The 21,321-nt window shown below is 61.1% G+C and carries 20 protein-coding genes and 1 tRNA gene; 8 read left to right on the forward strand and 13 right to left on the reverse strand.

Features of this window, described 5'->3' with window-relative positions; translation table 11 throughout:
* Positions 1 to 430: 430 nt before the first annotated feature.
* The 3 genes from NVS32_RS00390 (at position 431) to NVS32_RS00395 (ending at position 1,399) form a co-directional block, all read left to right on the forward strand.
* Positions 431 to 661, forward strand: a complete 231-nt coding sequence (locus tag NVS32_RS00390) for a helix-turn-helix domain-containing protein (RefSeq protein ID WP_258498240.1) — start codon at positions 431 to 433, stop codon at positions 659 to 661.
* Positions 662 to 1,079: 418 nt separating this feature from the next.
* Positions 1,080 to 1,229, forward strand: coding sequence for an SEL1-like repeat protein (locus NVS32_RS10960; protein ID WP_368407206.1), 150 nt, complete (start codon positions 1,080 to 1,082; stop codon positions 1,227 to 1,229).
* Positions 1,205 to 1,399: a hypothetical protein gene (locus NVS32_RS00395; RefSeq protein ID WP_258498241.1), complete on the forward strand. Its 195-nt coding sequence runs from the start codon at positions 1,205 to 1,207 to the stop codon at positions 1,397 to 1,399. Before NVS32_RS10960 ends, NVS32_RS00395 begins: the two co-directional genes overlap by 25 nt.
* Positions 1,400 to 1,416: 17 nt before the next feature.
* Here the strand turns inward: NVS32_RS00395 and NVS32_RS00400 are convergent, their stop codons facing one another.
* The gene (locus tag NVS32_RS00400) at positions 1,417 to 1,665 is read right to left on the reverse strand and encodes a hypothetical protein (RefSeq protein ID WP_258498242.1); all 249 of its coding nucleotides are present in this window, start codon (positions 1,663 to 1,665) and stop codon (positions 1,417 to 1,419) included.
* A 582-nt stretch (positions 1,666 to 2,247) separates the two neighbouring features.
* Here NVS32_RS00400 and NVS32_RS00405 point away from each other — a divergent pair.
* From NVS32_RS00405 to NVS32_RS00415, 3 genes are all read left to right on the forward strand, one after another.
* Positions 2,248 to 3,906: a type IV secretory system conjugative DNA transfer family protein gene (locus tag NVS32_RS00405; protein WP_258498244.1), complete on the forward strand. Its 1,659-nt coding sequence runs from the start codon at positions 2,248 to 2,250 to the stop codon at positions 3,904 to 3,906.
* A gap of 428 nt (positions 3,907 to 4,334) precedes the next feature.
* Positions 4,335 to 4,979: a restriction endonuclease subunit S gene (locus tag NVS32_RS00410; RefSeq protein ID WP_258498246.1), complete on the forward strand. Its 645-nt coding sequence runs from the start codon at positions 4,335 to 4,337 to the stop codon at positions 4,977 to 4,979.
* On the forward strand, positions 4,976 to 5,410 hold the full coding sequence (locus tag NVS32_RS00415; RefSeq protein WP_258498248.1) for a hypothetical protein: 435 nt from the start codon (positions 4,976 to 4,978) through the stop codon (positions 5,408 to 5,410). The genes NVS32_RS00410 and NVS32_RS00415 overlap by 4 nt, the downstream gene beginning before the upstream one ends.
* Positions 5,411 to 5,414: 4 nt before the next feature.
* Here NVS32_RS00415 and NVS32_RS00420 read toward each other — a convergent pair whose 3' ends face one another.
* Complete coding sequence (locus NVS32_RS00420; RefSeq protein WP_258498250.1) at positions 5,415 to 6,038, reverse strand: hypothetical protein; 624 nt, start codon at positions 6,036 to 6,038, stop codon at positions 5,415 to 5,417.
* 79 nt (positions 6,039 to 6,117) lie between these two features.
* On the opposite strand from NVS32_RS00420, the gene xerA reads away from it, so the two are divergent.
* Positions 6,118 to 7,086, forward strand: a complete 969-nt coding sequence (gene xerA / locus NVS32_RS00425) for a site-specific tyrosine recombinase/integron integrase (protein ID WP_258498252.1) — start codon at positions 6,118 to 6,120, stop codon at positions 7,084 to 7,086.
* Positions 7,083 to 7,622, forward strand: a complete 540-nt coding sequence (locus NVS32_RS00430; RefSeq protein WP_258498254.1) for a restriction endonuclease subunit S — start codon at positions 7,083 to 7,085, stop codon at positions 7,620 to 7,622. The genes xerA and NVS32_RS00430 overlap by 4 nt, the downstream gene beginning before the upstream one ends.
* Here the strand turns inward: NVS32_RS00430 and NVS32_RS00435 are convergent.
* The 11 genes from NVS32_RS00435 to pepT all read right to left on the reverse strand — a co-directional run bounded on the left by NVS32_RS00435 (position 7,588) and on the right by pepT (position 21,215).
* A complete protein-coding gene (locus NVS32_RS00435; protein WP_258498256.1) occupies positions 7,588 to 8,844 on the reverse strand; it encodes a restriction endonuclease subunit S in 1,257 nt (418 codons plus the stop codon). The genes NVS32_RS00430 and NVS32_RS00435 overlap by 35 nt on opposite strands.
* Entirely contained in the window at positions 8,834 to 10,381 is a 1,548-nt protein-coding gene (locus NVS32_RS00440; RefSeq protein ID WP_258498258.1) for a type I restriction-modification system subunit M, read from the reverse strand. Before NVS32_RS00440 ends, NVS32_RS00435 begins: the two co-directional genes overlap by 11 nt.
* A gap of 15 nt (positions 10,382 to 10,396) precedes the next feature.
* Entirely contained in the window at positions 10,397 to 13,522 is a 3,126-nt protein-coding gene (locus tag NVS32_RS00445; RefSeq protein ID WP_258498260.1) for a type I restriction endonuclease subunit R, read from the reverse strand.
* Between the two features lie 176 nt (positions 13,523 to 13,698).
* Positions 13,699 to 14,235: a plasmid mobilization protein gene (locus NVS32_RS00450; RefSeq protein ID WP_258498262.1), complete on the reverse strand. Its 537-nt coding sequence runs from the start codon at positions 14,233 to 14,235 to the stop codon at positions 13,699 to 13,701.
* A gap of 307 nt (positions 14,236 to 14,542) precedes the next feature.
* Complete coding sequence (locus NVS32_RS00455; RefSeq protein ID WP_258498263.1) at positions 14,543 to 14,941, reverse strand: hypothetical protein; 399 nt, start codon at positions 14,939 to 14,941, stop codon at positions 14,543 to 14,545.
* A gap of 1,174 nt (positions 14,942 to 16,115) precedes the next feature.
* The gene (locus NVS32_RS00460) at positions 16,116 to 16,976 is read right to left on the reverse strand and encodes a C2H2-type zinc finger protein (RefSeq protein ID WP_258498264.1); all 861 of its coding nucleotides are present in this window, start codon (positions 16,974 to 16,976) and stop codon (positions 16,116 to 16,118) included.
* Between the two features lie 410 nt (positions 16,977 to 17,386).
* A tRNA-Met gene (locus NVS32_RS00465) sits at positions 17,387 to 17,463 on the reverse strand.
* Between the two features lie 124 nt (positions 17,464 to 17,587).
* A complete protein-coding gene (locus tag NVS32_RS00470) occupies positions 17,588 to 18,385 on the reverse strand; it encodes an HAD family hydrolase (RefSeq protein ID WP_258498265.1) in 798 nt (265 codons plus the stop codon).
* Entirely contained in the window at positions 18,385 to 19,233 is an 849-nt protein-coding gene (locus NVS32_RS00475; RefSeq protein WP_258498267.1) for an HAD family hydrolase, read from the reverse strand. The genes NVS32_RS00470 and NVS32_RS00475 overlap by 1 nt, the downstream gene beginning before the upstream one ends.
* 150 nt (positions 19,234 to 19,383) lie before the next feature.
* A complete protein-coding gene (locus NVS32_RS00480; protein ID WP_258498269.1) occupies positions 19,384 to 19,941 on the reverse strand; it encodes a hypothetical protein in 558 nt (185 codons plus the stop codon).
* Positions 19,938 to 21,215, reverse strand: a complete 1,278-nt coding sequence (gene pepT, locus NVS32_RS00485) for a peptidase T (RefSeq protein ID WP_258498271.1) — start codon at positions 21,213 to 21,215, stop codon at positions 19,938 to 19,940. Before pepT ends, NVS32_RS00480 begins: the two co-directional genes overlap by 4 nt.
* Between the last annotated feature and the right edge of the window lie 106 nt (positions 21,216 to 21,321).

The raw sequence follows: 21,321 nt of genomic DNA on the forward strand, positions 1-21,321 counted from the left end.
GGGTGGATGGGCCTGAGACTCGCCCACGGCCAGCAAGACGGCCTCCGCGAGGGACTCCCCCTTGAGCGAGCGGCAGCCGCATGCATGCAAAGCCGTGAATGGGCTGGCCTTGCGGCAAGCGAGTCGCAAGAAGTCGACCGGCCAGCGTGACAGCATGTCAGTATGACAACATGACAGCAAGGCAGGTTGACGGCGTGGCAGCGGCCACGCCTCCCGCCTTTCCGACCCAAGCTCAGTATGCGGGCTCGCCAGGCGCACAGCCATGCGCCGATGGCCCAGCAGCCTCCCCCACTCGCTAGAGCCCTCAGGGCAACCAGGCCCCGCACGAGTTTCCTGTAGCCTCAGCGACTTCCGCTCGACCTTGGCGCAGAATCCCCGTTGTCCGGACAAAACCGCAGGTATTCGTCACAGCAAAGGAGGACTGAGACGCATGTCATATTCACGGCGCAACGTGGCAAGGATGCTGACGGTGGAGGACCTTGCGCAGAGATTCTCGGTCTCACGGGCCACGGCCTACCGAATGGCCCACGAGCTTCCCATGGTTCGGGTGGGCCGCTGTCTCCGCATTTCGGAGGAGGCCCTCGAGGAGGCGCTCAGGGAGAACGACGGGGAGCTGTTCACTTCGTCCAGGCAGGAGGAGGACCGAGACGAGAGGTGCTAGGCACCTCGCCTCTCGTCGCAGGGCAAGGGCACCGGCAAAGCGCCACAGGACATGGTCGGCGGTGACGGGAGCCCGCAGCGCCCCCGCCACCGCCTATGGGCATACAGGGCATTCGACAAGGCCTCGGTCTTCATGATGCGCGGCCCGAGCTACCGCGGATGCGGGTTCGACACCTACTCGGTCGAGGCGGTACCGCAGGCGACGAAGGTCAGGGGGACGCAACCGAAGGGAGTGTAGCCACCACATGAGTCAGGCAACCGGCTGCCGGCGCATTGGCTAGTATCGGCTGACCGGAATTGGCGATTATCGTCCGGCTGGATGTGGTTAAACTCTCCCGACGCTAACAGCGCGGCCGGACGAGTCGCTGAGCATACCCGAGCGTGCGTTTGCGCACTGTCGGCGTGCCGCCGAGGCGGGCATTGCCGAGTCCTGCTACAAGCTGGGGGATTTCCTGCGCGATGGCCGTGGTTGCGAGGTGGACCCGGGCAAGGCGTACCGGTGGTATCGGCGGGCCTACGACCTGGGGAAGAGCGACGCTCCCGTGTGTACTGGGGGAGTGCGGCGCTAGGGCTGGGAAGGGCGTGCGAGGAGGGCGAGGGCTGCGCCCAGAGCTTCGAGGGGGCGAGGGGTTGGTATTCTCGCGCCGTGACCGGGCTTTCTATTGCCGTGAGGGAGGGGGAGTCGTGGTATCGCGGGGCGCTCAAGAGCGCCGAGGCGGGGCTTGCGCGCGTCGGGTAGGAGTTTGCGGGGGAGTACTAGGGGAAACCGGCCTCGCGGAGGCACCATGCGGCGATGCGCGAGATGAGCCCGGCGTCGACCTTGCCGTAGGGGATGCGAATGCTGCCCTTGCTGTAGGCGTATACGCCGTCCAGCTGGGCGGCAAAGTGCTCGCCCGGGCGCCCGCGGCCGGTGGAGAGCGCGTCCGCGGTGGTGCCGCCGATGTCGAAGAGGCCGTCTACGCTGTATGCGCCCTCGCGGTACCAGCGGACAAAGCGCTCCCGCATGTCTATCCCCCGGCACCCCCTTCACTTCGTCGCCCGTTTCCGGGGAATCTGAACCGCACAGCCCACCCTCGATGCCCCGTCGTTATCTATGGACTCCAAGTCTGCCTTCCCGTCCATCGGCTGGGTCGAGCCAGGCCCGACGAGTTGCAGGGTGCATATGCATTCCCGGATGACTGTCACCAACAATTTGGTACCAGGAGCACGATTCGTTAAGAAAAGCGCTGGGATGAGGTTGCCGGACTTCCGACACCCCGTCGCGGAAGTTTCCGCCTCACGCCAGCTCGTCCCCGTCACCTGCAACGGCAGCGACTTCTACCCCGAGAGCCGAACCGTCTGTTGATGTTCGTCGCGAGCTATTAACATAACAGGTAAATTCTGTCAACCGGGAATCCAAATTTGATTCCGTAAGCGGTAGCCTACGACTTACACAAGCCTTCCTCGAAGGCCCAAGATGAATACGCGACCAAAAACAGAGAAAAACAAAAGGCCTCGGGGACCTCGCCTAGATGGTGGATCTGCCACCCATCCAGAATGACGTCTGACCCCGGGTAGGCCAGCCATCGAACGGAAAGGGGCACGGCCATGATCAGCGCAGACGAGACTATCCTCGGGAGACGCGTATGCCTGGGAACCAACCAGCGCGAAACAAGTCGCAACAACAACCTACTGGTGGTTGGCGCACCAGGGACAGGCAAGAGCCGCACCGTTATCGAACCCAACGTAATGCAGTGCAACAGCTCATATGTGATAGTCGAGCCGAAGGGCATGCTGCGGCGCCACCTCGCACCAGGTCTCGCCGCCGCCGGCTACGAAGTCCGCACACTCGACTTTTCAGAGCCCTCCAGGTCCGACTGCAGCTGGAACCCCCTCTCCCGTGCCGTCACCATCGGGGAAGTGAAGAACCTCTCTTGGGAGCTCTGCGCCGTAGACGGGCTCAACCAATATGAGGTCTTTTGGCAGGAGCAGGCATCGCTGCTGCTCGAATCCCTGATACTTGGGACCGCAGAACTCAAGGAGTACTCTCACGACCTTCGTGGCATCCAGAGTCTCGCGAGCAAGGCTTACGAGAAAGCCAAATGCGACAGCTACTTGGAACGTTATTCGTGTGAGCTTGACAAGATCATGGGCTCTCTCGCCGAGAATCAGTCGGACCGGGAAGAGATAGCGACTGCTATCTCAATCGCGCAAGCCCGGTTGGACGGCGCGCAAGCTGAGGTACAGGAGGCAATCACCAAGCTCGCCAGCGCTTTGGGCGAGAGGCCGCCGCATTTCGATGACCGGGGCCCCAACGCAGGGAAGGCCCATCGCCCCCGGATAGGAATACGATTCCTCTTCCCCGATGCGGACGTCGACGAGAAGACATCGGAGTTGATGTATCAAGCGCAGCAGATGGCCACGGGAAGGGGTGCCGGGCATGGCCCCAACGCGGGCAGTCTCCAGCCCGAGATGAACGCCCTCATATCCGCGTACCGAGATTACGCGGATGCAATGGAGACGCTGGAGGCAGAGGAGAAGCGCAAGCCACGGCGCATCAAGAACGAGGCGAGCGAGCTCTACCTGCGTGTCTCGTCCAACCCGGGCAAGACCTGGGAGTGCGTGCTTTCAACGCTGGCGGGTGCCATCGACCAGTGGAGAGATCCAGACCTGCTTAACATGCTCTCTGACAGGGCAGATGCGATCGACTTCGCCCCCATTGGCGAGAGACCCACGGCACTCTTCGTTGTGGTAAGTGACACTGACTCGTCGCTCTACCCTCTTGTGGGCGTGTTCATGTCTCAGCTCGTCGACGCACTGGTGCGCCACGCAGACTCGACTCCCGAGGGACGTCTCGGGATGCCCGTACGCATAGTCTTGGACGACTTCGCAACAATGCGAGGCGGTTCCTGGTCATCTGTCGAGGCGTGGGCCAACGCGACTCGCTCTCGCGAGATCTGGTGGACCGTCGCCATCCAAGGGATAGGCCAGCTGGATCAGATGCTTGGCCATGCAAGTTCCCAGGGCCTGCTCGCCGCATGTGACAGCCAGGTCTTCGTTGGCATCCCAAACGACCCCGTGACCTCAAGCTACCTGCGCTCGAGACTTATTAAGCCGCGAACGCTCGATGAGGAGTGCAAGGAGGGTGAGCCATCCTTCGTGCTCATCCGCGGCAACTTGCCGGTGATTACCAGGACATACGACCCCGACATCCACCCGAATCGAGTCGAGTTCGCCTTCGAGCAGATGGTCACCGAGGCAGGATAAGGCCATGGCGCAGGGTGGGACGAAGAGGAGCGGCCGGAGTGCAATAGTTACGAACATGATTAGGACATGGCGGGTTTAACCCAACGCCGCCAGCGGCAGCAGACCGAGCACGCGCTCGGATGCTGCCGCTGGAACCTAATACAAACAAGTAACTCGAGGCGAAGAGAGACACCCTGGGGAAGACGGGGACATTCCCGACCTATTGGGAGCTCTCGAAGAGACTACCAGGGGTGAAAGCAGGAGCATCCGTGGCTGTCCAAGGCAGACTACCGTGCACTCCGAGGAGCATATAGAGACTCCTCTCATGCCATCGAGAACTTCTTCCGACGCCGCAGAGTGAAGCAGACTTCTGGCTGCCCACGGTTCAAGTCGAGAGTGGAGTCCGTGCACATGCAAGAGATGCTGATTACAGGAGCACAAATGGCTATTTGGAAGAGTTAGGCAAAACTATCTGGAAGCAATATGCTACAGATGCGGGCCAATACCAAACCATCGACTCTGTTGCTGGCAATATTATTACGGGCAAAACACCATCTACGAAAAAGCCGGAGTACTATGGCGGCGTCTATCCATTCGTAACAATCCCTGACATGCATTCAAGCGTATGGCTCTGTTCTACCGACAGGGCGCTCAGCGACCTAGGCAACGAATCGCAACCGAAAAAACTGGTGCCAGCGGGGAGTGTGCTTGTATCTTGCATAGCTACAATCGGTCTTGTTGGTTTGACTGCCTATCCATCGCACTTTAACCAACAGATTAACGCCGTCGTGCCTAACCGTTCGGGTGAGGAATACTATCTTTATTATGCGCTTTCAGCAATTAAGTCAAAATTGCTCGGAATTGGGGCAACTGGCAGCGCTACGCTCAACGTAAACAAGGCTGCTTTCTCTAGTATTGAAATTCCATGGCCCTCATCACAGCAGATGCGGGATTATTTGCACAGAGTTACTCCTGTCTTTGAAGCCATGAAAACGCGAACAATTGAATCAATCAAACTCGAACAGATCCGCGATGCCCTTCTTCCTAAACTCCTGTCAGGTCAGATAGATGTCTCCAAGGTGGCTGTCCAATGAGGACGGTCGCGTTGAGGTTCGCCGAGAACTTCGCCCCTGACTGTGGTACAGTAGCTACTCATGAGGCCGTTATCAGGAAGCTGGGATACGTATGGTACGGAAAGCTTGGGAGTGCCGTATCAGCCAAGACCGCAGGTGACATCCTCCTAAACGACGATCCTCGCTTACTGCTCATACATAGCGGCGGCCAAGACCGCTGGTGGTGCCACATCGACGCCATCAAGCGCGAAGTGCCCCCTGCCGAGGGGATACCCAGCTACTATCGTGACAAGGCAAAAGACTTCGGCTGCTGGTTCAGAATCCGACGTTTCGAACGGGCTGAGCCTGACGTGATGTCCAAATGCAGGGTCATCTCATCTGGCAGGATACTCACTTCGGCCTCAAGGCACAGCATGAGCCCCTATTTCATCATCGACTACGCAGCCAAATAGCCATTTATATCTCTCTGGCAATCCCACTACGGAAGTCGAGCACGGGTTGGTAAAGAAAGCTGTCAGAGCCCCTGTCGTCGTTCATCTCGGGATGTTCGTTCAAGAATCTATCGATCCCAGCCTCGAGGTTGTCCAGGAACTTCCTCAGGTCGAGGTCGATTTTGAGAAAGCCATCGGGTTCCAGATTCCCCTGCATCTTCTCGATGCCGTCGCAGCCGGCAGGCATCTCGTCGAAGATCCGGAACTGTATGACATTGAAGGGCGTCTTGTTCCTTTCAACATGAGGTGCATTGACGCCCTCGTGAAGATACACACAGCGCAGCTGATAGCAGTCGTCGCCAGAAAAGTAGCTGGTAAAATATGAAGTTGGCCCGACATCGGCTCCCCTTATATCCCAGGCATCAGGTCCGTCAGGTCGCGGCCCCACATATGAGGGAGCAACGTACTTGTCAAACCACTTCGAGTATCGCTCACTCGACGAAGAGCCGGGATACAGACGGTCACCGCATATATCTGGCAACGTGAGGGCCATAGATATGGCCGAGAGGAACGCTCCAGCCTCGAACGCCTTGCGCACGTCTCCCATGCGGCCGCGTATCGACGTGTCTACTTGATGCGGTATCACCATGTCCAACCTCTACGTACACTAGGCACCAGCTGCAATCACGACCTGAGAATACTTTCATCCCCGAATGAAAGGAACCCCCATGGAAGTGATCATCAACAGCATCCTAAGCCAGATGCAGGCCCTGCTTAGCGGCAGCCAGCTCAAGACCCTGAAGAACGTGCTTGTTTGCACGCTCAGCAATCAGACCTGCAGCGCGGCATCCGATGCGGAAGCAGACCTCCTCACCCTCTTCCTCACAGCCAAAGAGGTCGAGGGCTGCTCGCCCAAGACCATCGCCTACTACAAAAGCACGCTGGAACACATGACGACCGCCCTCGCAAAGCCCTATACGCAGGTGACAAGCGACGACCTGCGCGCCTATCTCTCCGGCTATGAGGCGCAGCGCCACGCGGGCAAGGTCACGATCGACAACATCCGTCGTATCATGTCGAGCTTTTTCTCGTGGCTTGAGGACGAGGACTACGTGGTCAAGAGCCCCGTGCGGCGCATCCATCGCGTGAAGTGCGCCCAGGTCGCGAAAGCGGTACTCACCGACGAGGAGCTTGAGAGCATCCGCAGCAGCTGCACCTGCGCCCGCGACCTCGCAATCGTGGACGTGCTCGCCTCCACCGGCATGCGCGTGGGCGAGCTCGTGGGCCTTGATATCGCCGACGTCGACCTCGACGGGCGCGAGTGCGTGGTCACGGGCAAGGGAAACAAGCAGCGCCCCGCCTACTTCGACGCACGCGCGAAGCTGCACCTCTCCGAGTACCTCGAAGCCCGCACCGACGACTGTCCCGCGCTGTTCGTGTCCCTCAAGGGCGAGCCCCGGCGCGTCTCCATAGGCAACGTTGAGGCGCGCGTGCGCGAGCTCGGCAGGGCCGCCAGCGTCGAGCGCGTCCACCCGCACAAGTTCCGCCGCACCCTCGCCACGCATGCGATTGACAAGGGGATGCCCATCGAGCAGGTGCAAAAGCTCCTCGGCCATGCGAAAATAGACACCACCATGCGCTACGCCATGGTGGACCAGAACAACGTGAAGGCATCACACAGGAAGTACTTGGAATGACTGAGACTTCGCTCGGAGAGCTGAGCATGGATGGTGGCCGCTATGGAATAGCAGCATCCGCTGTCGATTACACACCTGACCTTCCAGCATACCTGCGCATTACCGACATACGAGACGATGGAACACTCGATCTCTCATCGAGAAAATCAGTGGAAGACCCTAACGCCACTGATTACATGCTGGAGCCAAACGACATTGTGTTTGCGCGCACAGGTAACAGCACTGGACGTAATTACTTCTATGATCCACGTGATGGACGATTTGCATATGCAGGGTTCCTCATCAAGTTCTCGCTCAACCCAGCTGAAGTCAACCCGAGGTATATCAAGTATTACGCTCAGTCAAAGCCTTATTGGGATTGGGTAGCCTCATTCAACACCGGTAGCACAAGAGGCAACATTAACGCCAAGACCTACGCTTCGATGCCAATAACGCTTCCCTCTCGCTGTACACAGGATGGAATCGTTCGTTTCTGTGATGCGATATCGGATAAGATTCGAGTCAACGGCCAGATAAATGGCTATTTGGCGGCGTAGGCACCTCGACCTTCGAGACGTCAATCTCACCTGACATGAGCTTGGGGAGAAGAGTGTCGCGCAGTTGTTTAAGCTTATGGTTCTCAACCTCAAGCATCTGCTGGTGTTCCAGGATGGGGCTTGCCCATTCGGAGAACTCCGCACATTGATCTTTGTCGGGAATTACCAGTTCGATACTTTTCATGGTTCTCCCAGAGACTTCAGGGAATGTGGTGCCAGAACCTGCGTCGGCAATCCTCTCCTTATTCTGCTTTAAGAAGCAGTAGATAAAAGCAGTGCCGATATCATCATTTGGAACAATGGACTTGAAACCCTGGTTCGTCGTGACCTCGTCTGCGGCGATAGCGACATACCCTATCGGAGCTCGTGAGCTAAACAAAACTGTTCCAGCCGGCATGAGTCTTACGCTGCACGAATCATAGCCGAGTTGGGTTATATCATCTGCTCCATGAGCGATGAACTTGTCAGTCGTGTTTGAGAGGTCGCGCGGCGTAATCCAGCCGATACCCTGTTGAGTGTAGTATTCAGGCTTCTTTTTTGAAGGTGTTGCGCCTCCGACCACCTCGCCAATATCGCTTATAACCCCATTTGGCTCAATGCCATCCTTATTGAAGAGATAGTCATAACGGCTCAGCAGAAGGTCTTCCAAATAGCCATTTGTGCGATTATTGAGGGCAATCTTTTTGTCAACCTCGGCAAGAATGTATGCAATACGTTGCTGCTCCTCAGCAGAGATGACAGGTATGTACTCCGTAGCTGAAAAAACTTTGAACTGGAAGTTCGAGAGGCCCGTCGACCTGTTCTGGTAGCTCCAAGTTCGTCCGGCTCGGTACATCTCTTGAAGCCAGTAAAATGCGAATGTGTTATCGATAGAAGAAGAGAATCTTAGTAACCTGCAGAAACTTGCGGGGATAATGGGACAGTCGTAGGAATCGATAAGTGTCTGAGTAATTAGGACTGTGCGGCCCGTAGGCCTCGTAGCAGTACCGCCAGAATTCTCTAAGACAATGTCACCAGCGCGCAACTCGACAGACTCGACTTTTGCTTTCTTCTCGAATCTAATGGGCAGGCCTTTGTAGTTTCCCTGTTGGACGGAGGGGAAGTCAGCGCCTCGAATCACGGCGACCCGCGCGGACCCATCAAAAGATGACTCACTGCCCCAACCCCCGCTGCGCGAAAGCTCGATTAACTTGCCTATGGGCACCATATCATTACATTCCATACCCAATTGCCTCCAGGTTCTTCTTAATCTCCTCCTGCAGGCGGACGGACTCCTCGAAGCACTTCGAGAGCTCGCTGGTAAGTCTCTTCATCTTTTCGTCGAAGGGCTCGTCATCGCCATCCTCGTCCGCGATTCCCACGTAGCGCCCGGGAGTCAGGATGTAGTCCTGCTTCTCGATCTCGCCTAGCGTGGCAACGGCGCAGAAGCCCTTCTCGGGCTCAAGGACACCCTTACGGAAGTCGTCGAAGGCACCGGCGATCTTGGAGATGTCGTCGTCCTTGAGTTCGCGCAGCTTGCGTGTCACCATCGTGCCCAGTTCGCGAGCATCAACAAAGAGGACCTTGCCGGCCTCCTCGGCGCGACCCATCTTGCCCTTGTCGATAATCCAGAGGCAGACGGGGATGCCTGTGCTGTAGAAGAGCTTGTCGGGCAGGGCGACGATACCCTCCACGATGTCGTCCTTCACGATGTTTGCGCGGATGTCTCCCTCGCCGCTCTGCTGGCTGGACAGCGACCCGTTGGCGAGCACCATGCCCATGCGCCCATGGTCGTTGAGGTGATGGATCATGTGCTGCATCCAGGCGAAGTTGGCATTGCCCGCGGGCGGAACCCCATAGTCCCACCTCGGATCGTCGCGGAGCCTATCCCCTCCCCAGTCGCTGTCGTTGAAGGGAGGGTTGGCGAGCACGAAGTCGAACCGCTTGTCCTGGTGCAGGTCCTCGAAGAAGGTGTCCGCGTTGTGCGGGCCGAGGTCCGCCTCGATGCCGCGGATGGCGAGGTTCATCTTGGCCATTTTCCAGGTGGTAGGGTTGCTCTCCTGGCCGAAGACCGAGATGTCGCGGATGCTCCCGGAGTGGTGCTCGACGAACTGGGCTGACTGGACGAACATGCCGCCCGAGCCGCAACACGGGTCGTAGACGCGGCCGTGGTAGGGCTGGATGATCTCGACGAGCGTGCGCACGATGCAGGTAGGCGTATAGAATTCGCCGGCGTTCTTTCCCTCCTGCTCGGCGAACTTCGCGAGGCAGTACTCGTACGTACGGCCAAGCACGTCCTGGGTGTTGCCCTCGGAGGTCATCCTCACGTTGGTGAAGAGGTCCACCACATCGCCGAGCATGCGCTTGTCGAGCTCCTGGCGCGCGAAGTTCTTGGGGAGGATGCCCTTGAGGGAGTCGTTCTCGGCCTCTATCTGCCTCATCGCGTTGTCGATGACCTTGCCAACCTCAGGGGTGTGCGCTGCCGAGGCCACGGCTTCCCAGCGGGCATCCCTGGGGACCCAGAAGATGCCATCCGCCTCGTACTCGTCGCGGTCCTCCTCAAAGCCCTCGCCCTCAGCCACAAGCTCTGCGTGCCTCTGCTCGAATCTGTCGGAGATGTACTTCAGAAAGATGAGCCCGAGCACAACGTTCTTGTATTCGGACGGGTCGATGTGGCCGCGCATCCGATCGGCAGCTTGCCAGATCTTCTCCTCGAAGCCGATCTCCTGTGTGTTGGTGGCCGTCGTCTGCTTGTTCTTGCTGCCCTTTGGCCTTCCCATGTCCTGTCTCTCCCGCTAGTCTCTCTGGAACGTCTGGTTGTCCGCCCACGTCTCGCACTGCGCCATCACGGTATCAAGCGCCTCGCGCTCCTCGTCGGGCGGGTACTTGTACTTCTTTAGCAGTCGCTTGATGGCGCGCCTCATGCCAGCGCGCGCCGTCTTCTTCTCCTGCCAGTCTATCGTCGCATTCTTTCTCAGCGCGTCGGTGAGCTCGTGGGTCATGGCAACGCGCTGCTCGTTGGAGTAGAAGTCCCTCACCGCCTGGGGCTTGGTGAGCGCGTCGTAGAACGCGAGCTCCTCCTTCGTGAGGCCGAGCTTCTCGCCCTCGTTGCGCTCCCTCATCATCTCATGGGCCATCTTGAGAAGCTCCTCGATGACCTCGGCGTTGGTCAGCATGCCGTTGAGGTAGCCGTTGAGAGTGCGCTGCAACATCTCGGAGAACTTCTCGGACTTCACGACGCTCGTCTTCTTGTAGGAGCGCACCTGCTCCTCAATGAGCCTCTTGAGCGTCTCCAGGGCGACGTTCTTCTCCCTCATCCTGGCAATCTCATTCAGGAATGACTCGTCAAAGAGGGAGACCTCTACGCCCCCGTCGAAGAGGTTGATGACGCCTTCGCTCTGGACGGTCTGCTCGAGGATTGCCCCGACGCGCTTGTTGAACTCCTCGTAGCTCATGCCGCCACCCCCCGAGCCCGAGCGGCCGAGGATGCGCATGACCTGTACGCGCAGCACCTGGAAGAAGGCTGCCTCGTGCTGGTCCTCCTCGGAGACCATGCTCTTGCAGAGGCTCTCGGCGCTCACGAGCAGTTGGGATTGCTTGAGGAACTCCTCCCGCGTCTCCTCGCGGTCTCTGTCGAGAAGCCAGTCCGCCCCTTCGGCGATGCAGGAGGCGAGCTCATCCTTGCTCCCCGAGAAGATGTGGGTGCGGTAGTCGAAGCCGTGCAGGAGGTCTCGGCACACAGAGAGCTTCTCGCGGAACTTCGGGTATGCGGTCTTGGCGATGTCCATGTCGCCGTACTTCCGCTGGTCGCGCTTGGTGTAGTCGTGCATGGCGGCTTTGAGTGCGCTCGCGATGCCTATGTAGTCCACGATGAGGCCGCCCTCTTTGCCAGGGTAGACCCGGTTTACGCGGGCGATGGCCTGCATAAGGTTATGGCCCCTCATGGGCTTGTACATGTACATCGTGGCGAGCGAGGGGACGTCGAAGCCGGTGAGCCACATGTCCACGACGATGGCGATCTTGAGCGGATCGTCATCACTTTTGAAGTGGCGCTCCATGTCCTTCTTGTGGTCGAGGGTCCGGCCACCGGACTTGGAGCCGTCGGAGACCCCATGGGTGACGTCGTACCACTCCTCGGGGTCCTTGTTGCTCGTCGTCATCACCACTCCGACCTTGTCCCTCCACTCCGGCCGGAGCTCCATGAGCTTGAAATAGATGGCCATGGCTATGGGGCGGGAGTAGGCGACAATCATCGCCTTGCCGGTGAGGAGCCCCTCGCGGTTCTGCTCGTAGTGGGCAACTATGTCGCGGCAGAGCGTGTCTATCGTCTCCGGCGCGCCTAGGATGGCGTCGAGGCCGCCCATGGCGTGCTTGCTGCGCTCGGTCGACTCCTCGTCGTGCTCGTCCGCGTACTCCTTGTAGGCCCTGTCGAGCTCCTCGAGGGCATCGGGGTCGAGGTTCAGGGCCACGACCCGGCTCTCGTAGTAGACCGGGACGGTCGCCTCGTCCTCCACCGCCTGGGTCATGTCATAGACGTCGATGTAGCCGCCGAACACCTCCTGGGTGTTCCTGCCGTCGAGCGCGATGGGAGTGCCCGTGAAGCCTATGTAGGAGGCGTTCGGCAGGGCGTCACGAACCTGCTTGGCCGCCCCGATGGAAACGGTGCCGTCGTCCTTGATGGTCTCGGTGAGGCCGTACTGTCCGCGGTGTGCCTCGTCGATCATCACAACGACGTTGCTGCGGTCGCAGAGCGGCTCGTCGCGCTCCGTGAACTTCTGCATGGTGGTGAAGACGATACCGTTGGCCTCCCTGCCCTCCAGGAGCCTCCTCAGGTCCTCGCGGGAGGTCGCCTGCACCGGTGTCTGGCGCAGGAAGGCAGAGCACCGGGAGAACTGACCGAACAGTTGGTCGTCGAGGTCGTTCCTGTCGGTGATGACCACGATCGTGGGGCTGTCGATGCGCTCCTGGAGCATGTGGGCGAGGAAGACCATCGAGAGCGACTTACCCGAGCCCTGCGTGTGCCAGAAGACGCCGATCCTTCCGTCGCCCTCGATTGCCTCCACGGCGCGCTCCGCAGCCTTGTGCACCCCGAAGTACTGGTGGTACGCGGCGAGAATCTTAACGACCTTCTCGTCGGAGTCGTTGAAGCAGATGAAGTTGCGAAGGATGTCGCAGAGGCGGTCCTTGCGGAACATGCCGTCGATGGTCGTCTGCCAGCGCGTGTTGTTCTTCGAGTAGTCGCCATCGAGGCTCTTCCACTCGCTGAAGCGGTCCTCGGGCGAGGTGATGGTACCCACCTTTGTCGTGGCCATGTCTGTCATAACCAGGAAGGCGTTGGGAACGAAGAAGGAGGGAATCGCCTTGAGGTAGTTCCTTAGCTGCAGGTAGGCGTCCGAGGCGTCCGTCTCCTCGCGGGAGGGGCTCTTCAGCTCGAAGACCACGAGGGGTATTCCGTTCACGAACACGACTATGTCGGGGCGCTTCCGCTCGTGCTCCATGAACGTCCACTGGTTAACGACCTGGAAGGTATTGTTCTCCGGCCTGTCATAGTCCATGAGTCGGACGATATCATTTCGCTCCTCCTTGCCGTCGAAGAAGCGGACTTCCACGCCGGACTGGACGTAGTCCGAGAAGCGCTCGTTGCGCTGGGCGAGCGACCCTGCGTCAACATCGTTGAGCTTGAGAATCGCCTCGTGGATGGCTACGGCGGGCAGGCTGGGGTTGATGCGCCAAAGACTGGACTGGAGGACGTCGATGAGGAAGACGTCGTGGTAGAGGGAGTCGGTTCTTGGCACGTTGGGGCCATAGAGGTGCTCGTAGCCGAGGACGTTGACCATGTGCTCGATGATGGTCTGCTCGAAGAACTCCTCGTTGATGGGAGTTGACGTCCCCACACCCATCTCGCCTGCCCCAGCACCCATTTCGTGGTCCTTTCAAGGTGGCAAGTGTCAGGGGCCGCATGCTGCCGTGAGGCAACATGCCTAGGACAACTCCCGGCACGCCATGCATCAATTGTTTGTAATGTTATCAGAGAGCGTTCTGAACGGACTGTCCAAGAGCCAAGCAGGCGCGCATGCAGGGTCTCTCGTGAGATTCGCTACTGCCTTCCCAGCCTCAGGTCCGTGCGGGCCGAGATGGTCCCCAGGAGCCTCTCGAACGTCTCGCCCTGTTGCAGGGCCAGGGCGTCGAGCGCCGAGGCTATCGCGTCCGCCTCCCTCGAGAGCTCGTGGTCCGAGAGGGAGTTCGCCCGCCGTGCCAGCTGGTTGAGGTTCGCGCCCTCGCGCCTCATCTCCGCGAGGGCGGCCCTCAGGGCGGCGTCGTCCACCGAGAGTATCTGCGCCCTCGAGTAGCAGGCGCGCGCCCTCACGTACTGGGCCTCGGTGAGCCTCGCCTCGCAGGCGGCCTCCCTCAGGGCCTCGCGCTCCCCCTCGGTCATGCGTACCGTCAGCCGCTCGGTCCTCGGGCTCGCCTCCGACCCCGTGCGACGCTGCCCGCCGCTTCGCGCCATGGCCTTGGGGCCCAGCCCCATCGCCTCCTCGAGGGTGCCCACGACGACCTCGTTTGCGGTCACGCCGCGGTAGTCGGCAGTCTCCTCCACGCGCTCGGCGAGCTCGGGCGTCAGGTAGAGGCTCATCCTACAGGAGCGTGGGCTCGGCCCCCGCCCGTCTAACGACTGGTTCGACATCTTATGCCCCTTCCTCGTCCCTAGGGTCGATATCCCGCGACGGCCGCGCCGGCGCCGAGGGGTGCGGGCCGTTGGCCCGCGTCCCTCCCGCGGCCCCTGCCGCGGGCAAGACGGCCGGGCGGCGCGCGACTGCGCGACCGCCCACGGGGCCCCGCCCCCGTGGGCGCCGGCGGAGCCGGGCCCGGCCGTGTATGGCGGATGACAGGACACCGTGAGGTGTTCTGGCTGACGCCATACGGGTCTTGCGTGTCGGCAGTCACTCGTGGAAGAGGCGAGGGGCAGCGAACCCCGGGTGGCCCCCGCGAGGGCCCTCAGAAGTGTTGGACGCGCCCGACGGGGGAACGCCATCGGCCGCGCGCTCCTCCCCCTGCGTCTTGCTCAGGTGTCGCGAAAACGCAGGGTCCGGCATGCGCATCGACGCGTTCTCGGCACGGAGGCGCTCCACCTCGGCCTCGAGCTCGTCCCTCTGCGCACGCAGGTCGGCCGCCTCGTCCTTTCTCTTCTGATAGCGCAGACGCGCCTTGATCTTCCTCGACTCCCTACGCAGGTCGGCCACGGAATCCTGGATGGCCCGCGCCTTCTCCTCGGCTTGCGCTATCCGCCTCTCGTTCTCTGCAAGCCGCTTCCTCAATGAAGCCTCTATCTTCTCGTCCATTTCTTGCCTCCTAACCATGGTTGCTTGAGCGCGTCCCGCGCTTTCGCGGGACGCGTCATATTGCAGCGCATGGGAGGACACGACACGCTCCGATTCGAGGGCGATGCGAAGTATTCTCTCAGTGGGCAGAGATTCGCTAGCTTGGAAGATGCCCTCGATGGCGGTGGGGCGCTGACCCAGCGCCATCGCAGGTGCAACTCTTGCCAAGCAGGGACCTCACTCTCTGCGCGCCTGGATTTGCCAATCAGCAAGACTCCAGCACGTCCAGTCAAACACTCGATTTACCGGTCTCTCGAACCCCTGGCCGATTGATTTGCTCGATAGCTCATAGCAAGTCATCAAGCCAGATAGAGTGATGGCAACCATCAGTGATAGTTGCTATGTGAGCTAGTTGGTAAGTCAGTAGCTAAGCTTGATTGATAGCTAGCGATTATGTTGCTATATGAGTTGGATTGATAGCTTGATAGCTAGCTAGTAACTCAGTAACTAAGTTACTCAGTCACGCTGCGAAGCTCTCCTTGGTCTTGGCGTTCTAAGGCCCCAAAAGCGTGGCCGTGGACCAACATACGCGGGATTTTCCGGTTCCAGGGCGAGTAAAGGGGTACGCCTGGTAGGCGGGCCCCGGTTGTGGCGCCTGTGGGCGTCAGACGGCACCTTGGGGTGGGGACCGAAGCTAGCCCCAGTCGGCGCCATCCGTGGCAGCGGGCGGCGCCCGTGCGCGTGTGACTTGACATCGAAGGCTCCTTTCAAAGGGAAGTCGAACGGACGCCTTCGATTGTTCTCCAAGGGAAAAGGGGTTTTGGGGCTGGGACCAAAGTGTCCTGAGAGAGCGATGGGGACCGGGAAGGGAGCGCCCCCGTCGGCAATGCGAACCGACGGGGGCGTGGAGGGGGATTCCTTGGCTCTGACAATCAGGGTTGGCCCGGGCAGGGAGCCTCGCTCCTGGCCCTCCCGTGCAAGCGGACTCTCACGGCGATGCCCGCGGCGAGGAGGCGCGTGCCTGCCCAGAGCGCAAGCCTCAGGGCGAGCACGATGGCCGTCAGCAGGACGAGCAACTCCAGGGACGGGTGGGTGCGCCCCCATGCGAGGGTCGCGGCATACCACGAGTTGACGAGCGTGCCGATCGCCTCAGCGGACATGTTTCCCCCAATCCTCCAACGGCGTTTGCAGTCCTCTACTTCGTCGCCCCGCAGGTCGAGCAGCGGTACCCCACGACCTTCTGCTCGTAGTGCCCCGTGGCGTCGTGGTGCTTGGTTCCCGTCTGGACCTTCTCGGACACGGTGCTGTAGCTATAGAAGTCCGGATGGGCTGCGTCGCCGTGGGCCTCGAGCTCGGCGAGCGAGTCAAAGGTTTTGCCGCACTGCGAGCACCTGTACCTCACCACGGTCGAGTACGTGGGCTCGTCCCACGCGGCGGAGTCCTGGACCCACACGCTCTGGTAGACGGGCTGCCAGTCGTGCGCGTGGGCGGCGCGGAACGCGACGCCCTCCTTGACCCACCCCAGCTTCGCCAGCGCCTCGTACTCCGAGGCGTCGGTCGTGAGCAGGTGCGTCCCCACCTGCACGTAGGGGTTGTAGAGCCGGTAGACCGGGTCGCCGCCCGAGCCCTCCGACCTGAAGGCCACGCCCTCCTGGCGCCAGCCTATCCGCGCCAGCGACTCGTACTCCGCCTCGTCGCCGGTGTAGAGGTGCTCGCCGTTGTAGGGGTTGTAGAGACGGTAGACCGGGTCACCCTCGTCCGGCGACTCCCAGGCCTCGCCCTCGCCCCTCCACCCGAGCGGCTGGAGCGAGTCGTACTCGGACTCGCTGGTCGTGAGCAGGTGCTGCCCGTCGTAGGGGTTGTAGAGCCGCCAGAGCGACGTGCCCTCAGCGAGCGCCGCGGTGGGCGCCGCGAGCGCCGCGGTGGGCGCCGCGAGCGCCCCCGCGACGGCGACCGCGGCGGCGAGCGCCGCCACCCGACTGGTCCGGTGCCGTCCGTCCCCGTGCTCCACGCGCTCGAGTCCGTCGGGGTCTTCGTGGCCGAATGTACGTCTCATGTGGTCTCCTGTCCCTCACGTGCCTGTCCTGTCACATATATGTTGCGCCCTGCCGGGGGATTTGTGTAAGTCGTAGGCTACCGCTTACGGAATCAAATTTTGGTTCTCATTTGACAAGCTTGCTTGATTCTGGTAATAGGGCGCAACCTCCAGCAGAGCTTTGGGAGGCCTTGCGCTGACCTGAGACACCATGACGGGATTGGAATGCCCGGCATCCGATTTGCGGGAGGACCGGGATGCCAGATAGCTAAGTTGCAGGGCCGACGTTGTCAAGTATGCTGAGACGGGAATTATGCCATGAGACTTCTCCACAAAAAATACTTATGCGAAAATTCCTCCCAAAATTCCTCCCAATTTGCCCCCGGATACGAAAAAAGGTCAGAGGACATAGCCTCTGACCTGCGAATTTATGGTCGCGGGGGCAGGATTTGAACCTGCGACCTTCGGGTTATGAGCCCGACGAGCTACCAAACTGCTCCACCCCGCAATGGGTTGCGCCTCAGCGCAAGAAGTAACTATATGCTCAAGCCTACTCTCGGTCAACACCGCAGCGCGTCTCCATAGAGAAGACAAAAGTGCGCCGAGACACGCAAGGAGACACCGCCGCAGCCCTACCCCAGCCCCTCGAGAATCGCGCGCATCTCATTCTGCACGCCGTGCTCGACGTTGGTGCCCACGACCTTCTCGGCAATCTGCTTCACCGCGTAGCGCGCGTTGCCCATCACGTACGGATGCCCCACGTAGCGAAGCATCGCGTAGTCGTTCATCGAGTCGCCAAACGCCACCACGTCCGCACGGTCAATGCCGTAATAGCCTAGCAGCGCCTCCAGGCCCGTGGCCTTGCTGATCCCGCGCGGCGTGACGTCAATCCAGGTGTTACCAGACGGCATGAACGAGAAGACATCGCCCAGCTCGCGCTCGAGCACGTAGACCATGTCCATGATCTCGTGCGGGCGGTCGTAACAGATGGCTGCCTTGATAATGCTCACGTCCGGCGACGGCGGGTCGTACACGCGCTCGGCATTGGGAAGGTCTTTGTCGAGCTCGCGCACATAGCTGCTCTGGTCGTTAAGCAGGTAGGTGTGCGTGCGATCGTAGAGCACCAGGTGGAAGCAGTCGAACTCCTGGCACGTGCGGAAGAGCCTCAGCACCGCGCGCGTCGAGAAGACCTCACGGTCGAGAAGCACGCCGTCGGCATAGACCTGCGTGCCAAGGGACCCCACGTAGTCCATCCTGTCGGCAACCGGCTCGAACATCCAGCGAAGCGTCTCGTACCTGCGTCCGGAGCTTGCGCAAAAAAGGACCCCGCGGTCGCGCAGCTTCTCGATGAGCTCGAAGGTCTCCTCGGGGAGCAGCGAGTTCTCGTCGAGCAGGGTTCCGTCCATGTCAGCCGCAATCAGCCGTACCATTAGCCCTCCCTTAGGAACGCCGGGACCTCATGCGCACGCGCCGCACGGGCAATCTCGAACAGTGCGTCCGCCACGCCCTCGTCCGCAGACGCGCCGCAGCTAAAGTTGCAGATTCCCTTGACCTCGTCCGTCGCGTTTGCCACAGCGACGGAATAGTGGACCTCGCTCAGGATCGCAACGTCATTGCCTGAGTCGCCAAAGACCACGACCTCGTCGCGCGTGGCGCCCACCGCATCAAGGATGGTATCAAGCGCCGACGCCTTGTTGATCCCACGCGGCAGCACGTCGAACCAGTTGGGAACCGACATGATGGTCTCCACCTCGGGGCATGCCTCGGTAACGAGCTGCTGGCAGTAGGCGTGGCGCTTCTCGTCTCCGTTGCAGGCGATGGCAGCCGCAATGAAGTCGATATCAGGAACGTCCTCAACACGACCGCCGTTGAAGTGGACGAGCCTCTCGTACTTGCTCATCTCCCCCTCGGAGGCGCCAACCACGTAGCCAGGGTTAAAGAGGTTGGTGTCCAGGGGGAAGCAGACAAGGAACATGCCACGCTCGGGCTTGAGCGCGTCAGCTACGTGCTGGAGCCAGTCGTGCGGAATAGAGTAGGTCCACACGTCGCGCCCGTCCACGCGCACGCGCTTGCCGTTAGACATGATGCCCGTCATGAAGCAGGGCTCGTCCATGTGGAAGAAGCGCATGAGCTCCACGTAGTCGCGCCCAGTGTCCGGGCCAAAGTGAATCCCGGCGTTGATTACGTCGTGGATAGCCTCGAGCGTGCGCGGCGAGACGTGGCGCGCGCCAAACGGGATGAGCGTGTTGTCCATGTCAGAGAGAACGAGCTTGATCAAGGCGATAACCCCCGGAAAACGCAGTTGAGCGGCTACGTACCATCATAGGGGCACGAAGCCGCAGGGCGAATGTCATACGTCAGGTTCAGGCAAGCTCCGCGAAAGCTGCTGCCATGGGGGCGGCGCCGCGCGCAGGCGAGAGACCCCCAGCTAGCGCCGCTGTGGCATGCCACCAACCAACGCGTCATCGCGGTCGATGCGCACGAGGATGTGCTCCAGGTCGAGCACGCCCGGCAGCTTCACTGGGTGCTCCCCCGGTGGGTAAATCACGAGGCTCCTAAAGCCCGTCCCGCAGCGCACACCAGTCCACTCCATGCGCTCGATCTGGTCGTACTTCACGGTGCGCATGTGGCCAATGTAGGGCCGCACGTCCATGAAGTCGTCGTAGAGCGAGACGCGGTAGCGCCGCATGAACGCCCACAGCACAAAGACCACGATCACGAATGACGAGAAGAACGGCACCACCACGTCCGCGCTGGCGCCAAAGCCGCCCACGTCGCAGAGCCAGCCCAGCATGAGCCCAATGGCCCCCATGAGTACCATCGCAAACGCCAGCGAACGCGAGAGCGCCGAGGAGATTACGTAGGTGTCGTGGTGGCTGTGGTGACGCTCCGAGATGCCAACGCTGCCGGCCCACTCGACAAGGCAGGCCAGCACAGGCAGCACGGCGGCGGCCACCGAGAAGAGATCTGCCACCTGGGGGCTCATCGCGCCGCCTGAGGCACGGGCGCCCGATCGCCGGCCGTCTGCGGTACGGCGAACTTGGCAACAAGGTTCTGCAGGATGTCGACCGTGGTCTCCAGCGAGGACGCGGGGATGAACTCGCGCACCGAGTGCGCGTTGTAGCCACCGGTGGCGATGTTGGGGCACGGCAGGCCGCGCAGCGAGAGCTGCGAGCCATCGGTGCCGCCGCGCACGGCGATGACTTGCGGCTCCACACCTGCCTCGCGGTTTGCGGCAAGGGCATTGTCGATGAGGAAGGGACAGTCGCCAAAGGCCTCGGCCATGTTGCGGTACTGCTCGTGCAAGGTCACGCTGACGGTTCCCTCGCCGTAGCGCTTGTTCAGGAACGCAGCGATGTCCTTGAGCGTCTGCTGGCGCTGCGAGAAGATCCGCGAGTCGTGGTCGCGCACGATGTAGGAGAGTGTGACCTCGGACGCCGTGCCGCGAATCACCGTGGGGTGGAAGAAGCCCTCGCGACCGCTGGTGTGCTCGGGCCTCTCGGCAGCGGGCACCAGCTGATCGAACTCGGCGGCAACCGTGATGGCGTTCACCATCACGTTCTTGGCCGAGCCCGGATGCACCATCACGCCACGCACGCGCACCAGGGCCTCGGCGGCGTTGAACGTCTCGTAGTTGAACTCGCCCAGCGCCTCGCCGTCAACCGTGTAGCCCCAGGCCGCGCCGAGCTTCTCAAGGTCGAGCAGCGCGGCTCCGTGGCCAATCTCCTCGTCGGGAACAAAGGCCAGCTTGAGCGTGGGGTGCGGGATGCACGGATCCTTGAGGAGACGAGCCGCCAGCGCGCAGATCTCGGCGATGCCGGCCTTGTCGTCCGCGCCGAGGAGCGTCGAGCCGTCGGAGCACACGATGTCCTTGCCCACAAAGCCCGCGAGATCCGGCACCTGCTCGGGCGTGGTCTCGATGGTCTGGCCGTCAACGACACCCGCCACGAGGCTGCCGCCCTCGTAGCGCACCACGTGCGGGCGCACGCCCAGCGAGGGGGCGTCGGCCGTGGTATCAAGGTGCGAGCACAGGCAGAGGGCGGGGAGGTTCTCGGCGCCGGCGGAGGCGGGAACGGTACCCAGCACGTAGGCGTGCTCGTCCACACTCACGTCCTGACAGCCCATGGCGGAAAGCTCGTCCGCCAGGAGTCGCGCCATGCCGTGCTCCAGAGGGCTCGAGGGCACCTCCTCCTCGTTGTCCGGGTCGGAGGGGGAATCAACCTGCACGTAGCGCAGGAAGCGCTCGAGAACGTCGCTCATGCGGTCTTCCTTTCGGATTGCCGTGTGGTGGCCCGCCGCGTGCGGGCCGTTTTGCTCACCAGCCGAAAGTCTACACCCTTGCGGAGAGGGGCGCCGAGGGTGCCCG

The sequence above is a fragment of the Tractidigestivibacter montrealensis genome (assembly GCF_024741235.1).
GTDB lineage: Bacteria > Actinomycetota > Coriobacteriia > Coriobacteriales > Atopobiaceae > Tractidigestivibacter > Tractidigestivibacter montrealensis.

Excerpts from the sequence above, each read along its gene's own strand:
- NVS32_RS00390 (WP_258498240.1), top strand. The coding sequence starts at position 431 with ATGTCATATTCACGGCGCAACGTGGCAAGGATGCTGACGGTGGAGGAC.
- NVS32_RS00400 (WP_258498242.1), bottom strand. The coding sequence starts at position 1,665 with ATGCGGGAGCGCTTTGTCCGCTGGTACCGCGAGGGCGCATACAGCGTA.
- NVS32_RS00405 (WP_258498244.1), top strand. The coding sequence starts at position 2,248 with ATGATCAGCGCAGACGAGACTATCCTCGGGAGACGCGTATGCCTGGGA.
- NVS32_RS00415 (WP_258498248.1), top strand. The coding sequence starts at position 4,976 with ATGAGGACGGTCGCGTTGAGGTTCGCCGAGAACTTCGCCCCTGACTGT.
- NVS32_RS00420 (WP_258498250.1), bottom strand. The coding sequence starts at position 6,038 with ATGGTGATACCGCATCAAGTAGACACGTCGATACGCGGCCGCATGGGA.
- xerA (WP_258498252.1), top strand. The coding sequence starts at position 6,118 with ATGGAAGTGATCATCAACAGCATCCTAAGCCAGATGCAGGCCCTGCTT.
- NVS32_RS00430 (WP_258498254.1), top strand. The coding sequence starts at position 7,083 with ATGACTGAGACTTCGCTCGGAGAGCTGAGCATGGATGGTGGCCGCTAT.
- NVS32_RS00435 (WP_258498256.1), bottom strand. The coding sequence starts at position 8,844 with ATGGAATGTAATGATATGGTGCCCATAGGCAAGTTAATCGAGCTTTCG.
- NVS32_RS00440 (WP_258498258.1), bottom strand. The coding sequence starts at position 10,381 with ATGGGAAGGCCAAAGGGCAGCAAGAACAAGCAGACGACGGCCACCAAC.
- NVS32_RS00445 (WP_258498260.1), bottom strand. The coding sequence starts at position 13,522 with ATGGGTGCTGGGGCAGGCGAGATGGGTGTGGGGACGTCAACTCCCATC.
- NVS32_RS00450 (WP_258498262.1), bottom strand. The coding sequence starts at position 14,235 with ATGAGCCTCTACCTGACGCCCGAGCTCGCCGAGCGCGTGGAGGAGACT.
- NVS32_RS00455 (WP_258498263.1), bottom strand. The coding sequence starts at position 14,941 with ATGGACGAGAAGATAGAGGCTTCATTGAGGAAGCGGCTTGCAGAGAAC.
- NVS32_RS00460 (WP_258498264.1), bottom strand. The coding sequence starts at position 16,976 with ATGAGACGTACATTCGGCCACGAAGACCCCGACGGACTCGAGCGCGTG.
- NVS32_RS00470 (WP_258498265.1), bottom strand. The coding sequence starts at position 18,385 with ATGGTACGGCTGATTGCGGCTGACATGGACGGAACCCTGCTCGACGAG.
- NVS32_RS00480 (WP_258498269.1), bottom strand. The coding sequence starts at position 19,941 with ATGAGCCCCCAGGTGGCAGATCTCTTCTCGGTGGCCGCCGCCGTGCTG.
- pepT (WP_258498271.1), bottom strand. The coding sequence starts at position 21,215 with ATGAGCGACGTTCTCGAGCGCTTCCTGCGCTACGTGCAGGTTGATTCC.